The following is a 13,890-nucleotide window of genomic DNA, read 5'->3' on the forward strand; positions in this document are numbered from 1 at the left end:
GGAGCCCTCCTGCGTCGCACCACGATCGTCCTCGCCGTTACCGTCACGTTGTTGACGGGACTGCTCGGGCTGCTGTGGTCGCAGCAGCGGCGCTTGATCTACTTCCCGTCGACGGACCCGGTTCCGCCGGCATCGACGGTGCTTCCCGGGGCCCGCGACGTCGTCATCCCCACCGCGGACGGACTGGACCTCGGCGCCTGGTTCCTGCCCGGCGACCCGGGTCCGGCGGTGCTGGTGCTCAGCGGAAACGGCGGGGACCGCACTATGCGGGCTCCGCTGGCCGCGGCACTGCACGATATGGGCATGTCGGTCCTGCTGTTGGATTACCGCGGCTACGGCGGCAATCCGGGGCGGCCTACCGAGGACGGGCTGGCCATCGATGCGCGCGCTGCGCTCGACTGGCTTGCCGGGCAGCCCGGCGTGGACTCCGAGCGCATCGCGTACTGGGGTGAATCCTTGGGCGGCGCCGTCGCGGTCGGACTGGCCGTCGAGCGACCGCCGGCGGCGCTGGTGCTGCGCTCTCCGTTCACGTCACTGGCCGACGTCGCCGCGGTGCACTACCCGTGGCTGCCGGTGCGGCGACTGCTGCTGGACCGCTACCCGTCCATCGACCGCGTCGGCGCACTGACCGCGCCGGTACTCATCATCGCCGGAGAGAGCGACGAGATCGTGCCGGCGTCGCAGACCCGTCGACTGTTCGACGCTGCGCCGTATCCGAAGGAGTACGTGTCGATCGAGGGGGCCGGCCACAACGACCCGGTGCTGCTCGACGGGCCGCCGATGCTGGCGCCAGTCGAGCGGTTCCTGCGACGAACCCCGGTGCTCGCGGCCCAGGACCGGTGAACATACTGGCTGTCGTGACCTCGAACATCTGCACCGACTTCGGTATCGATTTCCCGCTCTTCGCGTTCAGCCACTGCCGCGACGTCGTCGCCGCGGTCACCAACGCCGGCGGATTCGGGGTGCTGGGCGCCACCGCGTACACGCCCGCCCAGTTGGATCAGGAGCTGGCCTGGATCGACGACGCTGTCGGCGGCAAGCCGTACGGAGTGGACCTGATCGTCCCGGCCAAGTTCGAGGGCAAGGGGGAGAAGCTCTCCAGTTCCGATCTGGCTGAACGGATTCCGCAGGGCTACCGCGATCTCGTCGACGAGTTGCTGGCCGCACACGGCATCGAACCGGAGCCCGGCAGGCGTCTCGGTAGCGCGCTGCTGTCCGGAAACACCGGGCGGGAGCTGCTCGATGTGGCGCTCACCCATCCGGTCAAGCTGATCGCCAACGCGCTCGGCGTCCCGCCGGACTACATGATCGAAGCGGGAAAGGAACGCGGCATCCCGGTGGCCGCCCTCGTCGGGGCCAAGGAACACGCGGTCAAGCAGGTCGCCGCCGGGGTGGACCTGATCGTCGCCCAGGGCACCGAGGCCGGCGGGCACTGCGGTGAGGTCAGCACGCTGGTGGTGGTGCCCGAGGTGCTGGAAGCGATCGACGAGATGGGTGCGTCGACACCCGTGCTCGCCGCGGGCGGCATCGTCACCGGCCGGCAGATGGCGGGCATGGTCGCGATGGGTGCGGCCGGCGCCTGGACCGGATCGGTGTGGTTGACCACCGAGGAGGCCGAGACCGCGCCGCACACGGTGGCCAAGATGCTGGCCGCCTCCTCCCGCGACACGGTTCGCTCGGCGGGCCGCACGGGCAAGCCGTCGCGACAGTTGGTATCCGACTGGACGAACGCCTGGACCCCCAACGCCGGCGGGCACCAGCCGCTGCCGTTGCCGCTGCAGTCGATGCTGTGCGAGCCGGTGATCCGCCGGATCGACGTGCTGGCCTCACAGGGGCACGAGGGTGCTCAGGCTTTGGCGACCTATTTTGTCGGGCAGGGCGTCGGGCTGATGAACAAGGTGAAGCCGGCCCGCGAGGTGGTGCGGGAGTTCATCGAGGACTACCTGGCCGCCGCGGAGCGCCTCAACAGCTCACTGCCCGGCTGAGGTCACGCGCCCGCCCGCGGAATAGCATTCCTGGCTGCGATCTGCAGGGCGATCACGACCCGGAATGCTATTCCGCGGCGCGGCGAAGTCGACAAGCGTCTCGACGGCCTGGGCCACCCGGAAGGTCATCACCTCGTCGCGCGGGTGGCCTACCACCTGCACACCCGTCGGTACTCCCTCGAGGGAGAGGCCGCTGGGCACCGAAAGCGCAGGGTGATGGTTGGCGACGTTGAACGGACTCGTCATGTGCCCTTCCCAGTAGTGCTCGAGATGTCCACTGGGAGTGTCGATCCCATCGAGATAGTCACCGTCGGCCCGGAGTGACGTCACCGCCGAGGTGGGGCACAACAGCACGTCTACGCCACTCATCGCCGCTGCCAGGTCGGCCTGCATCCGGGCATCCATGGCCAGTGATTCGACCAGCGAACGGCGCTGCGCCGCGGCAGTCGAATCGGCGATGAACCGCCGCATGTAGGCCGACAGTTGGTCCTCGGTGCCTGCTGTCTCGCGAATCACCGCCGGTGCCAGGATCTGCCCGAAATGGGCGAAGATCGTCTCCCTGATCAGCTCGGTCGTCCACGGCAGGTCCACCTCGACGACCTCGGCGCCGGCTCGGGAGAGGGCATCTGCGACCGCTCGAGTGTTCTCGAGGACCTCCGGGGCGACGGGAAAGTCGCCGAGCCGGAGGGAGAGACCGATGCGCAGGCCGTCGACCCCGCCGTCGAGCGGGATGGGCTGACCGTTGCCGCCCCACGAGTTGTGATCGACGGGATGCCGGCCCGACATCACCGACGACAGCAGAGCTGCGTCGGCGACCGAGCGCCCCATGGGGCCGTCTCCGCGGTACCAGTCCGCCGACAGCGGCGGCTCTCCCGGAATCCGTCCGAATGGTGCCTTGTAGCCGACCGTGCCGGTGAACCCGGCGGGGATGCGCGTGGAGCCGGCGATGTCGGACGCGGTGGCCAAGGTGGTGAATCCCGCGGCCAGAGCAGCGCCTGCGCCGCCTGACGAACCGCCGGGGGAGGTCTGGAGATTCCACGGGTTGCGGGTGATACCCCACATCGGCGAATGGGTGACTGTGGCACAGCTGAACTCTGGGCTTGTGGTGCGCGCGTGGATGATTCCGCCGGCCGCCCTGATCCGCTCGATCACCGGGTGGTCGCGGTCGGCCACTTGCCCTCGCTTCGCCGTCAACCCCTGTGTCAGGCTCAGTCCGGCGATGCCGTGCTTCTCCTTGGCTGCCACCGGCACCCCCAGCAGGGCTGGTGGTTGTTCGCCGTCGGCCGCGCATCGGGCGTAGACGTCGGCGGCATGGCGGGCCGCGTGCCTGGCGTCCTCGAACAGCGTCTCGGCGAACGCGTTGATCCCGGTCGCGGTGTCCCCGTTGTGGGCTTCGATCCGTGCGATCTGGGCGTCGAGCACTTCGAGCGGTGACAACTCGAGCCTTCGGAACGCCGCCAGCATGTCGGAGGTGCCGACGAAGGCCAGTTCGGTTGAGGTGGAGTCCATCTAGGCGGCCGACTCCGAGAGGGCCCCGTTGACCATCTCCCATGCCACGTTGGTCAACGCGTCGACACCGGCGACCATGTCCTCATCGGTGCTGAACTCCCGCTCACAATGGCTCACGCCGTCCACCGACGGGATGAACATCATGACGGTGGGCACGATCCGGTTCATCGGCACCGAGTCGTGCCCGGCCATGGTGCGAATGGGCCGCACGCTCAACCCCAGGTCGGCCGCGACCTTTCCGGTCAGGTCGACACCGGCCTGCGGGAAGGCCTGGATGTCGCGGACATCAAAATCGCGGACGTTGATCGTGATGTCGTGATCCGCGGCGACAGCAGCGATGTCATCGAGCAGGCTGGCTCGTGCTGCGGCGACGATCTCGGGTGATTCCGAACGCAGGTCGGCGACGAGATGCACACGGCGGGCCACCACGATCGGCGAATTGGGTTCCACCGTGAATCGGCCGACCGACGAGACGATGGCCTCGTCGTCGAACTTCGTGGTCACGTCATGGACCAGCAACACGACCTTGCTGGCGGCGACCAGCGCGTCGTGGCGATCGGCCATCGCGGTGGCGCCCGTGTGCGACTGCTCACCGAGCACCTCGATGTCGAGTTTCTGGGTGTACCAGGAGTAGTCCACCGCACCCAGGTTGATGCCCTCGCGCTCCAGGATGCGTCCCTGCTCGATGTGGATTTCGGCGTATCCGGCGACCGCGGGACGCGGATCAGCGCCACGGTAGCCGATCGCGTCGAGGGCCTCGGCCACCGAGACTCCGGCCAGATCCCGCACCTGCAGAACCTCACCCTCATCCATCAGACCGGCGAACACCGACGATCCCATGATCGACGGGGGGAAGCGGCCGCCCTCCTCGTTGAACCAGTTGACGACCCCGATGTTGAACTCGACCCGGGCACCGTCCTCGGCGACCCGCGCGGCTACGCGCTCCGCGGCGTGCAGTGCGGCGATGACGCCGTAAGCGCCGTCAAAGCGGCCGCCCAGCGGCTGGGAGTCGAGGTGTGAACCGATGAGCACGTATGGCGCACCGGGCTTGAATTCGATGAGGGCGAACATGTTGCCGATGGCGTCCACCCGCAACTCCCAGCCGCGCGCAGCGGCGAAAGCGGCGAACCAGTCACGGCTGAGTTTGTCCTCGGCGGTCGCGGCCTGGCGGTCCACACCGTCGTTGGCGGTCGCACCGAAAGTGGCCACGTGGTGGAAGTCGGTGAGGAACTGGGAAGCACCCATGATGGAACTCCTTTGTGTCGGAAGCGATCAGCTGACGCGGTGGCGGGTCTCGGGGACGTTGGTGAACACCAGGAAGAGGGCGACGATGGCCGCGGCAGCGGCCATGTAGAAGCCCGGTGCAGAGTCTTTTCCGGTGCTGGACACCAGCATGGTTCCGATGAACGGCGCGGTGCCGCCGAAGGCTGCGTAGGCGACGTTGTAGCTGATCGCCGCCGACGTGAAACGGGTTTCGGTCGTGAAGATCTCGACGAAGAACGTGTAGCAACCGCCCCCGTAAACACACATGGGGATCACGAACAACAGCTGGCCGAGGATCGCGAGGCCCAGCGACCCGCTGGTCACGAGCATGAAGCAGGGAATCGACAGCACCGCCAGAGCGACTGCGCCGGTGATGAGCATCGGCTTGCGGCCGACGCGGTCGCCGATCATTCCGCCGATGGGAAGGAGTACGGCGTACAACGCCATCGCGACCGCATTGGCGCCCAGCGATGCCTCGCGGCTGAGGTCGCCGGTCACCTGGACGTAGGACACGAAGTAGCCGGAGAGAAAGTAGAAGCCCATAGCGGTCAGTGCCATCACACAGATGACCTGCAGCATCCGAACCCTGTTCTCGCGGAACGCCTTACGGATGGGGCTGTACTCCTTGTGCTCATGCTTGCGGAGCACCTGCTTGAACGCCTCGGACTCCTCGGTCTTGGCGCGGATCCACAGTCCGAAGAAGGCAAGCGGTAAAGCGAGGAGGAAGGGGATGCGCCAGCCGTAGGAGTCGAACGCCTCCGGCGTCATCGTGGACGACAGCACGAGGATCAGCGTTCCGCCGATCACCGATGGCAGCGCGGTCGCCGCCAAGGTCACGTTGATCCAGAAGCCGCGTCGTTCCAGCGGCGCGTGCTCGAAGACGAAGGCCGGGGCGCCGACGGATTCGCCCCCGGCGGAGAAGCCCTGGATCAACCTGCACAAAACCAACAGGATGGGCGCGAACACCCCGATCGTCTCGTAGGTGGGCAACAATCCGATCAGAGTGGTGGCGAGGCCGATCAGCATCAACGTGACGAACAGGACCTTGCGGCGGCCGATGCGATCACCGACCGCGCCGAAGAACAGGCCACCCAGAGGACGCACCAGGAAGGCGACGCCGAAGGTCGCGAAGGTGGCGAGCAGGCCGGCCAGCGCGTTCTCTCCGGGGAAGAAGAGCTGCGAGAGAGTGACTGCCGACAATCCGTAGAGAGTGAAGTCGTAGAACTCGATGAACTGGCCGACGCTGCCGCCGGCCAGGACCCGTTTCTGCATCCCGGTGCTACGTGTGGACTGGTCCGTGGACTCGGGGTCGGGCGGAACAACGTGGTCCTGCGTTGTCATGGGAGCTCTCTTCTCAGTGATGCTGCAGGGTCGGACGAGACGGGGATCACATCACTGAAGTCTGGTGAAGACGGCCGAACGAGTCCAACAAAATAGATCGCACGCACCGTTCGAAATAATCGATCAGAAGAGCGTGGAGCCGCTATCGGCGCTGTGCAGGGTCGAGCAGATTTCTTGGAATGCGATCGATTTCCGCGTCGTCCGCGCACCCCGCAACCGCACCAGGACCAGTTCGATCGGCGCCAGTTGATCGGCCAGTTCCAGCGGAACGACCCGTCCCCCCGCGTACGTCACATCGCCCGCCAACCGCCAATTCAGCAGCGAATAGCCATGTCCCATGCTGACGTACGACCGCACCGTCTCGTAGCCGGACACCAGATGCCGGATGCGCGGACGCAGTCCCAATCGCTTGAAGATGTCGAGGTAGTACTCCCGGCTGTGTTTCAGGTCGAGCAGCACGAACGGCTCGTCCTCGAATTCGCGCAGGTGCACGGGGACGTCCGGATGGCGTGCACGCGGGTGATTCTCCGAAACCAGCAGGTGCGGGGGGACTCGCCGCAGCACCCGATATTCGTAGCTCGTACTCAACCCGAGGTCGTACATCAGCGCGGTCTCGCAGGTTCCCTCGGCCAGGGATCGCATGAGCGTCTCCTGGTCGGCTTCGAGAAAGCTGAGTCTGATCGCCGGATGCTGATGCTGGAATGCCGTGAGGATCCTCGGTGCGAGAAAGGGAGCGATCGGCGAGAAGATTCCCGCGACCAGATCGCCCGCCAGTTCCTCGCGCTCGGCGCGCACCGAGCGGTAGAGCTGGTCGGCATCTTCGAGGACCGTTCTGGCCCCCATCAGTAGACGCCGCCCTTCCGCGGTCAGGCGGAGGCCGCGGTTGGACCGGCGGTGGAACAGCTTCGCCCCCACCTCGCGCTCCAGCTTGTGGATGGCCGCCGACAGCGTGGACTGGGTGACGTCGAGCTCGAACGCGGCCGCACGCATGTTCTCCAGCCGCGCGACGACCGTGAAGTACTTCAGCTGTACCAGCGTGAACGACTTCGCCATGACAGCATCATCCTCCGCTGACAGCCGGCCCCATACGGGCTCACGTCACGCGCCCGCGGAATAGCATTCCTGGCTGCGATGACCAGGGCGATCACGACCCGGAATGCTATTCCGCGGCAACCTGGTTCAGTCGCTGGCGAGCGGCAGGCGGACCTCGAAGCGGGCGCCGGTCGGCAGATTGTGCGCCGACAGCGTGCCGCGGTGGGCCTGAACGAGTCCGGCGGCGATCGCCAACCCGAGACCCGACCCGCTCGGCAGCGACGAATCGGTGCGCGGCACCCGGCTGTTGGACCCGCGATAGGCGACGTCGAACACCCTCGGCAGGTCCGCCTCGTCGATGCCGACGCCGGTGTCGTCGACGCGGGCCCACGCGCTGTTCTCGTCTGAGCCCAGCGCCAACTCGACGCTGCCACCCTCGGGCGTGTGCGCAATCGCATTGGCCACCAGGTTCGACAACACCCTGACCAACGCGCGGTCACTGCCGACCACCCGCACCGGCTGCTCGGGCAGGTCGGCCCGCAGCCTCACCCCGGCGCGCTCGGCGGCGATCCGGTGCGCGGCGAGCACGTCGTCGACCACCTCGTCGAGCGCGACCTTCTCGAACGACGGGGTCAGCGCGCCGGCATTGATCTTCGACATCTCGAACAGGTCGTCGACCATCTCGGACAGTCGGACCGACTCGTGCTCGATGTGCTTGGCGTGCACCTTCACCTCGTCGTCGGGAACCACGCCGTCGGCGATCGCCTCGGAGACAGCGCGGATGCCCGCCAGCGGGGTTCGCAGATCGTGGCTGACGAACGCCACCAGTCGGCGCCGCGACTGTTCGGCGGCGCGTTCTGAGTCGCGGATCTCGGCTTCCCAGACGGTGCGCCGGGCCTGGTAGCGGCCCAGCATCACGGCGGCCGGGATCGTCACGATCGAGACGATCACCAGCACGACGGCGGTCTGTTCGAAGGTTCCGGTGACCATGAACCCGCTGGCGCCCAACACCCCGGTGAAGGTTGCGAGCACCGGGATCAGCACGAGCGTCACCATGCTGACGGCCAGCGACCAGGACCGCGCCAGCCGGATGATCGCGGCACCGATCAGGACCACAGGTACCGAGCAGGCCAGCGCCCATCCGACTATCTCCCAGAGATCAGCCGTGGGCATCCGACCTCCCTACCGCCGCGTGGTCGGAGGTCCACATGTAGCCGCGACCCCACACTGTCTGCACCCGATGTCGCTCGCCGAGTTTGGAGCGCAACCGCTTGACGTGCACTGTCACCGTCGACAGGTCCCCGAAGTCCCAGCGCCACACCTGTCTGAGCAGGTCTTCCCTGGTGAAGACGGTGTCGGTGTGGGTGAGGAAGAACAACAGCAGGTCGAACTCGCGGTTGGTGAGGTTCACCGGCCTGCCGGCGACCGTGACGGTGCGCGACGCAGTCGAGACCGTGAGCTCGCCGGAGTTCACGTCGATGGGGAGCACGCCGCCGGGTGTGGGGGAGCGCCGCAACACCGAGCGGACCCGCAGCGCGAGCTCACGCGGGCTGAACGGCTTGGTCAGGTAGTCGTCGGCGCCCGCCTCGAGTCCGGCGATGCGGTCCTCTTCCTCGCCGAGCGCGGTCAGCAGGATCACCGGCACGGTGTAGTCACCTCCCCGACGCAGGCTGCGGCACAACGACAACCCGTCCGGCCCCGGCATCATCACGTCCAGAACCGCAACGTCGATGCGCTGCGAACCGAGCAGTCGTAAGGCTTCGTTGCCGTCGTGAGCGATCGACACGTCGAGTCCGTCACGCTCCAGGTATCGGCGCACGACGTCGCGGACGACGTCGTCGTCGTCGGCAATCAGGACACGGGTCACCACACCGAGGCTAGCCCCAAACCGCCGCTACCAGCGCCGACGTCACCGATTCGTCAGCCTTGAAACTCGCGCGACCTGGGCATTTCGCCTAGCGTATGCGGATATGCCCGACTGTCCTGTCACGGTGGTGCTGCCGTGTCTAGACGAGGCTGCGTCTTTGCCCGGAGTGCTGGCGGCCCTGCCGACTGGGTATAGAGCTCTCGTGGTGGACAACAACAGCACCGACGACACGGCGGACGTGGCGCGTCGGCACGGCGCCCAGGTGGTCGCCGAGAGCAGGCCTGGATACGGTGCCGCGGTACACGCCGGGGTGGTCGCGGCGACGACGCCGATCGTCGCGGTTCTCGACGGCGACGGCTCTCTGGATCCCGCGGAGCTTCCGGCTCTGGTCGACGACGTCGAACGTGGCGCCGACATGGCGATCGGGCGGCGGCGCGCCCGCCCCGGCCTGAAATGGCCCTGGCACGCCCGACTCGGTACGGCGGCGGTGTGCTGGCGGCTGCGGACGCGGCACGGTCTGCAGGTGCACGACATCGCCCCGATGCGGGTGGCACGACGCGACGCGCTGCTGGCGCTGGGGGTGGCCGACCGGCGCTCGGGCTATCCGCTCGAGCTGCTGGTGCGCGCCGCGCAGGCGGGGTGGTCGGTCACCGAACACGATGTGGCGTACGGGCCCCGCACCGGCGGCAAGTCCAAGGTCAGCGGCTCGGTCCGCGGCAGCGCCACCGCCGCATGGGATTTCTGGCGGGTCATCTCGTGATACCGGTGAGCGTGCTGGTGGTCGCCAAGGCGCCGGTGCCGGGTCTGGCCAAAACCCGCCTGGCGGCCGGGGTGGGTGACGACGTGGCCGCCGAGATCGCCGCAGCTGCGCTGCTCGACACTCTCGACGCGGTTGCCGACGCCCCGGTGGCCGCGAGGGTGGTCGCCCTGACCGGGAACCTCGATGACGCCAAGCGGGCGCACGAGATCCGTTCCCGGCTGGCGGATTTCATCGTCGTCACCCAACGCGGTGAGGGCTTCGCCGACCGGCTCGCCAACGCGCATCTGGACGCGGCCGCGGCAACCGGCGGGCTGCCCGTGCTGCAGATCGGCATGGACACCCCCCAGGTGAGCCCGGAGCTGATCGGTCGGTGTGCGCAGTCGCTCGCCGACCACCACACCGTTCTCGGCATGGCCCGCGACGGCGGTTGGTGGGTGCTGGGTGTCACCGACGCCGCGACGGCCGACTGCCTGCGCGAGGTGCCGATGTCGGCGCCCGATACGGGCGCTGTAACGCTGGCGGCCCTGCGGCACACGGTCAGGCATGTGGAACTTCTCTGTGAGCTCGCCGACGTCGACACCCTCGACGATGTCGTCGAGGTACGCCGCGCCTGTCCGCCCGGATCCCGGTTCAGCCGGATCACCGCCACCCAGGGGGTCTGATGTTCGGACAGCTGTACGACCAGGCGCTCGATGGCGAGCGATGTTGGATTCGCCACGACGACGGCCGGGTCAAGAAGCTCCCCGTGCGCAGTTGGCTGGGTGGGCGCCACGCCGACGCCCGGTTCGACAATGCGGTGGTCGGCATGTGTGAGGGGCCGACGATCGATTTGGGTTGCGGCCCTGGGCGACTGGTCGCGCACCTGGTGCAGCGCGGTGTTCCGGCTCTGGGGGTGGATCTGTCGGCGACGGCGGTGAAGCTGGCCCGCAGCAGTGGCGCTCCGGCGTTGCGGCGGGACATGTTCGAACCTCTCCCGGCCACCGGGCGCTGGCAGACGGTGCTGCTGGCAGACGGCAATGTCGGGGTGGGCGGCGACCCGCGCCGGGTGCTGCGACGAGCCGCCGAGCTGTTGCGCTCCGGTGGTCACTGCGTCGCCGAATTCGACTCGACCACTACGGGTATCGACGTCGGCTGGGTGCGCTTGGAGTCGTCGCGCACGATCGGCCCGTGGTTTCGCTGGGCCTCGGTGGGAATCGACTGCGTCCCCTCGCTGGCCGTCGAGGTCGGGCTGGCGGTGGCCGACATCCACCGTATCGGCAGCAGGGTGGTCGCCACCCTGGCCGCGACGTGACCACGTCCCTTCGCGGTACCGCGGTCACCGCTCGGGTCGGGATGGCGCTGGGTGTCACGGTTGCGGTCTGCTTCGTCACCGGCCTGATGAGTCACTTCATCCAGCACCCGCAGCCCTGGTTCTGGTGGCCTACGCGGCCGGTCGGGCTGTACCGGTTCACCCAGGGGTTGCACGTCGCCACGGGGATCGCCGCGATCCCGTTGCTCATCGTCAAGCTGTGGTCGGTGTGGCCGAAGCTGTTCGAGCGTCCGCTGATCGGTGGCGTCGTCCGCCAGATCGAGCGGCTGTCGATCCTGGTACTGGTCGGTTCGATGCTGTTCCAGCTCAGCACCGGCCTGCTCAACATCGCGCAGTGGTACGCGTTCGAGTTCTTCTTCACCACAGCCCATTACGCGATGTCCTATGTGGCGATCGGCGCCGTCATCGTGCACATCGGCGTCAAGTTGCCGGTGATCCGCCAGGCGCTCAGCGAGCCGATATCCGATGTCGCCCAGGGCGGGGCGATCGGTCCGTCCCGGCGTACCGTGCTGCGCGGCACCTGGGTGGCCGTGGGGTTGGCGACGGTGGTCACCGTCGGGCAGACGGTGCCGCTGCTGCGCCGCGTGTCGGTGCTCGCCCCGCGAACCGGCGAAGGGCCCCAGGGTGTTCCGATCAATCGGTCGGCGATCGCCGCCGGGGTGACGCGCGCGGCGAGCTCGCCGGACTACCGGTTGACGGTCGCCCACGGCGACCGTACCCAGACCTTCACGGTCGCCGACCTGCAGGCGATGCCGCAGACCACCCACCGGCTGCCGATCGCCTGTGTGGAGGGGTGGAGTGCCTCCGCGGAGTGGACCGGTGTGGTGCTGGCGGACCTGATCGCCACGGTGGGGGCGTCGGCCGATTCCGACGTGCGGATGATCTCGCTGGAACCTCCGGGTCCGTACTCCCGGACGGTGCTGCCGGCCCGCCATGCCCGTGACGACATGACGTTGATCGCGCTGAAGATCAACGGCGAGACCCTCAACCTCGACCACGGGTATCCGTGCCGCCTCATCGCGCCGACGAGACCCGGTGTGCTGCAGACGAAGTGGTTGACCCGGATCGAGGTCGTCTGATGTCCGCGTTGCGGGTGCTCCTGGTCGTCGCCGGAGTCGCCATCGGTGCCTACGGTGCGGTACTGCTGTGGGACTTCTCGCCCACGGTGCTGGTGCGGATCGCGGTGTGGACGGCGGTCGGTGTCATCGTCCACGACTTCGTGTTCGCGCCACTGTGCGCCGCGGTCGGGCTTGCGGGCCGGGCCCTGATCCCGGTGCGCTGGCAGGCGCCCGCTGCGGTGGCCGCGCTGTGCAGTGTGGTTCTGGTGGTGTTGGCGATTCCGGTGTACACCAAGCCGGGTGCACGCCCCGACAACCCGACGGTGCTCGACCGCGACTACGCACTGGGTCTGTGGATCGTGATCGCGGCGGTGTGGATCTGCGTACCGCTGTACTACCTCGTGGCCCGGCGACTACCAGTTCGTCAGGATCAGGTGGTTGAGCGTCAGGGCGCCGATGACGTTGAGCGCCAACCACCATCGGTGTGACGGCCGCGGGAGAAGCGCCGCGGCGGCCACCAGCCACATGGTGAACGGCAGCCAGATGCGTTCGGTCTCGGCCTTGCTCAGCCGTGACAGGTCGGCGAACACGATCGCCAGCAGCGCGCCCAGGATCAGCAGGTGCAGTCCGGACCGCCGCCGGATCGCCGCGATGTCGAGGGCCCGACCGATTCCCGCCACGCTGCCGATGCCGATGGCGCACACCACCGACGCGAAGTTGGCCCAGCCCCAGTACTGGAAGGGGCGGTCGCTGGCGATGCCCTGCCAGTAGCGTTCCTGTACCAATAGGTATCCGTCGAACCACCAGAAACCGGCGGCCAGGAACACCGCGGCGACTGCCAGCGCGGCGAGCACCGCGGGCACCAGGGTGCTCAGTGCGGCGCGCCAGGTGGTCGCGCTGAGAAGCACCGCGAGCGCGGGCAGAACCATCAGTCCCAGACCGTAGTTGAGGAAGATCCCCCAACCCAGGAGCAGTCCGGCGCCCACGGCCGCCGCCATCGGTAGGCGGGTGGACCTGGTGACCGCCAGCGCCAGCAGGGTGATTCCCCAGGCCGCGACGCCGGCGAAATAGCCGTCGGCGGACACCGCGACCCAGATGGCGGTCGGCGCGACCGCCACGAACGGAGCCGCCGATCGGGCGGTGTACTCGTCGGCCAGCGCGCGGACCGCGACGACGATCGCGGCCGCCACGCTCGAGCCGGCCAGCAGACACAGCAGTCCCGCCCAGGCCCCTCCGCTCAACCCGATGCGGTCCAGCCAGACGAAGGACAGCAGCGCGCCGGGGGGATGTCCGGAGACGTGGGTGATCCAGGAATCCGGTTGGTAGTCGAGGATTCTGCTGGAGAACGTGCGGACGGTTTCGGGGATGTCGGTGATGCCCGGTACCTGGCGCAGGTACTCGTGGCGGGCGGTGAGCCTGCCGGCGAAGCCGCGGTCCCAGCCGTCGATCATGGCCAGCGAGAAGGCCCACACGCAGGACACCGCCCAGACTGCCCACGGCAGCGCCCGCCAGGGCAGCCGCTGCGCCAGCGACGGACCCCACAGCACCGCGGCGGCGGCAATCATGATCGCGGGGATGGTCCCCGGTCCGACGTGTGGAGTCCACCAGCCGAAGATCGGTGCGACGCCGGCGAAGGTCCGGAACCGTTCGGGGGTGGCGTTGATCAGTGGGGTGACGATGCCGAGGTCGAGGTGGGGGACGACAAACGCCGCCACCACAAGAACCACGGCGGCGCTGACCGCGACCGCCTCTTTGCGCATCCCTCT

14 protein-coding genes are annotated in these 13,890 nt (G+C 68.1%); 7 read left to right on the forward strand and 7 right to left on the reverse strand.

Annotated elements, in window-relative coordinates:
• The first annotated feature begins 9 nt into the window (after positions 1 to 9).
• Together ABDC78_RS03965 and ABDC78_RS03970 are read left to right on the forward strand one after the other, a co-directional pair.
• Entirely contained in the window at positions 10 to 843 is an 834-nt protein-coding gene (locus ABDC78_RS03965) for an alpha/beta hydrolase (protein WP_178361533.1), read from the forward strand.
• Positions 844 to 857: 14 nt separating this feature from the next.
• A complete protein-coding gene (locus ABDC78_RS03970; protein WP_178361446.1) occupies positions 858 to 1,985 on the forward strand; it encodes a nitronate monooxygenase in 1,128 nt (375 codons plus the stop codon).
• Here the strand turns inward: ABDC78_RS03970 and ABDC78_RS03975 are convergent.
• The 6 genes from ABDC78_RS03975 to ABDC78_RS04000 all read right to left on the reverse strand — a co-directional run bounded on the left by ABDC78_RS03975 (position 1,971) and on the right by ABDC78_RS04000 (position 8,997).
• The gene (locus tag ABDC78_RS03975) at positions 1,971 to 3,494 is read right to left on the reverse strand and encodes an amidase (protein WP_178361447.1); all 1,524 of its coding nucleotides are present in this window, start codon (positions 3,492 to 3,494) and stop codon (positions 1,971 to 1,973) included. The two genes, ABDC78_RS03970 and ABDC78_RS03975, sit on opposite strands and share 15 nt — an antisense overlap.
• Positions 3,495 to 4,739 (reverse strand): M20 family metallo-hydrolase, encoded by a 1,245-nt coding sequence (locus ABDC78_RS03980; protein WP_178361448.1) that lies wholly within the window; start codon positions 4,737 to 4,739, stop codon positions 3,495 to 3,497. It lies immediately after the preceding gene.
• Between the two features lie 27 nt (positions 4,740 to 4,766).
• Positions 4,767 to 6,098 carry an MFS transporter gene (locus tag ABDC78_RS03985; protein ID WP_256736380.1) on the reverse strand — a complete coding sequence of 444 codons (1,332 nt, stop codon included), beginning with the start codon at positions 6,096 to 6,098 and terminating at the stop codon, positions 4,767 to 4,769.
• A 123-nt stretch (positions 6,099 to 6,221) separates the two neighbouring features.
• On the reverse strand, positions 6,222 to 7,151 hold the full coding sequence (locus tag ABDC78_RS03990; protein ID WP_178361449.1) for a LysR substrate-binding domain-containing protein: 930 nt from the start codon (positions 7,149 to 7,151) through the stop codon (positions 6,222 to 6,224).
• 126 nt (positions 7,152 to 7,277) lie between these two features.
• A complete protein-coding gene (locus tag ABDC78_RS03995) occupies positions 7,278 to 8,303 on the reverse strand; it encodes a HAMP domain-containing sensor histidine kinase (protein ID WP_178361450.1) in 1,026 nt (341 codons plus the stop codon).
• Positions 8,290 to 8,997 carry a response regulator transcription factor gene (locus ABDC78_RS04000; RefSeq protein ID WP_178361451.1) on the reverse strand — a complete coding sequence of 236 codons (708 nt, stop codon included), beginning with the start codon at positions 8,995 to 8,997 and terminating at the stop codon, positions 8,290 to 8,292. The genes ABDC78_RS03995 and ABDC78_RS04000 overlap by 14 nt, the downstream gene beginning before the upstream one ends.
• Positions 8,998 to 9,100: 103 nt before the next feature.
• Between ABDC78_RS04000 and ABDC78_RS04005 the strand changes: the two genes are divergently transcribed.
• Genes ABDC78_RS04005 through ABDC78_RS04025 form a run of 5 tightly spaced genes read left to right on the forward strand, consistent with a single transcriptional unit; the run spans position 9,101 to position 12,612 of the window.
• Positions 9,101 to 9,757: a glycosyltransferase family 2 protein gene (locus ABDC78_RS04005; RefSeq protein ID WP_178361452.1), complete on the forward strand. Its 657-nt coding sequence runs from the start codon at positions 9,101 to 9,103 to the stop codon at positions 9,755 to 9,757.
• On the forward strand, positions 9,754 to 10,419 hold the full coding sequence (locus ABDC78_RS04010) for a DUF2064 domain-containing protein (protein ID WP_178361453.1): 666 nt from the start codon (positions 9,754 to 9,756) through the stop codon (positions 10,417 to 10,419). Before ABDC78_RS04005 ends, ABDC78_RS04010 begins: the two co-directional genes overlap by 4 nt.
• The gene (locus ABDC78_RS04015) at positions 10,419 to 11,048 is read left to right on the forward strand and encodes a class I SAM-dependent methyltransferase (protein ID WP_178361454.1); all 630 of its coding nucleotides are present in this window, start codon (positions 10,419 to 10,421) and stop codon (positions 11,046 to 11,048) included. The genes ABDC78_RS04010 and ABDC78_RS04015 overlap by 1 nt, the downstream gene beginning before the upstream one ends.
• Before the next feature lie 41 nt (positions 11,049 to 11,089).
• Positions 11,090 to 12,145, forward strand: a complete 1,056-nt coding sequence (locus tag ABDC78_RS04020; protein ID WP_178361535.1) for a molybdopterin-dependent oxidoreductase — start codon at positions 11,090 to 11,092, stop codon at positions 12,143 to 12,145.
• Positions 12,145 to 12,612: a hypothetical protein gene (locus ABDC78_RS04025; protein ID WP_178361455.1), complete on the forward strand. Its 468-nt coding sequence runs from the start codon at positions 12,145 to 12,147 to the stop codon at positions 12,610 to 12,612. The genes ABDC78_RS04020 and ABDC78_RS04025 overlap by 1 nt, the downstream gene beginning before the upstream one ends.
• Here ABDC78_RS04025 and ABDC78_RS04030 read toward each other — a convergent pair.
• On the reverse strand, positions 12,538 to 13,884 hold the full coding sequence (locus ABDC78_RS04030) for a hypothetical protein (protein WP_178361456.1): 1,347 nt from the start codon (positions 13,882 to 13,884) through the stop codon (positions 12,538 to 12,540). The two genes, ABDC78_RS04025 and ABDC78_RS04030, sit on opposite strands and share 75 nt — an antisense overlap.
• Between the last annotated feature and the right edge of the window lie 6 nt (positions 13,885 to 13,890).

Origin of the sequence: Mycobacterium sp. DL, assembly GCF_039729195.1 — a bacterium.
Taxonomy (GTDB): Bacteria; Actinomycetota; Actinomycetes; order Mycobacteriales; family Mycobacteriaceae; genus Mycobacterium; species Mycobacterium hippocampi_A.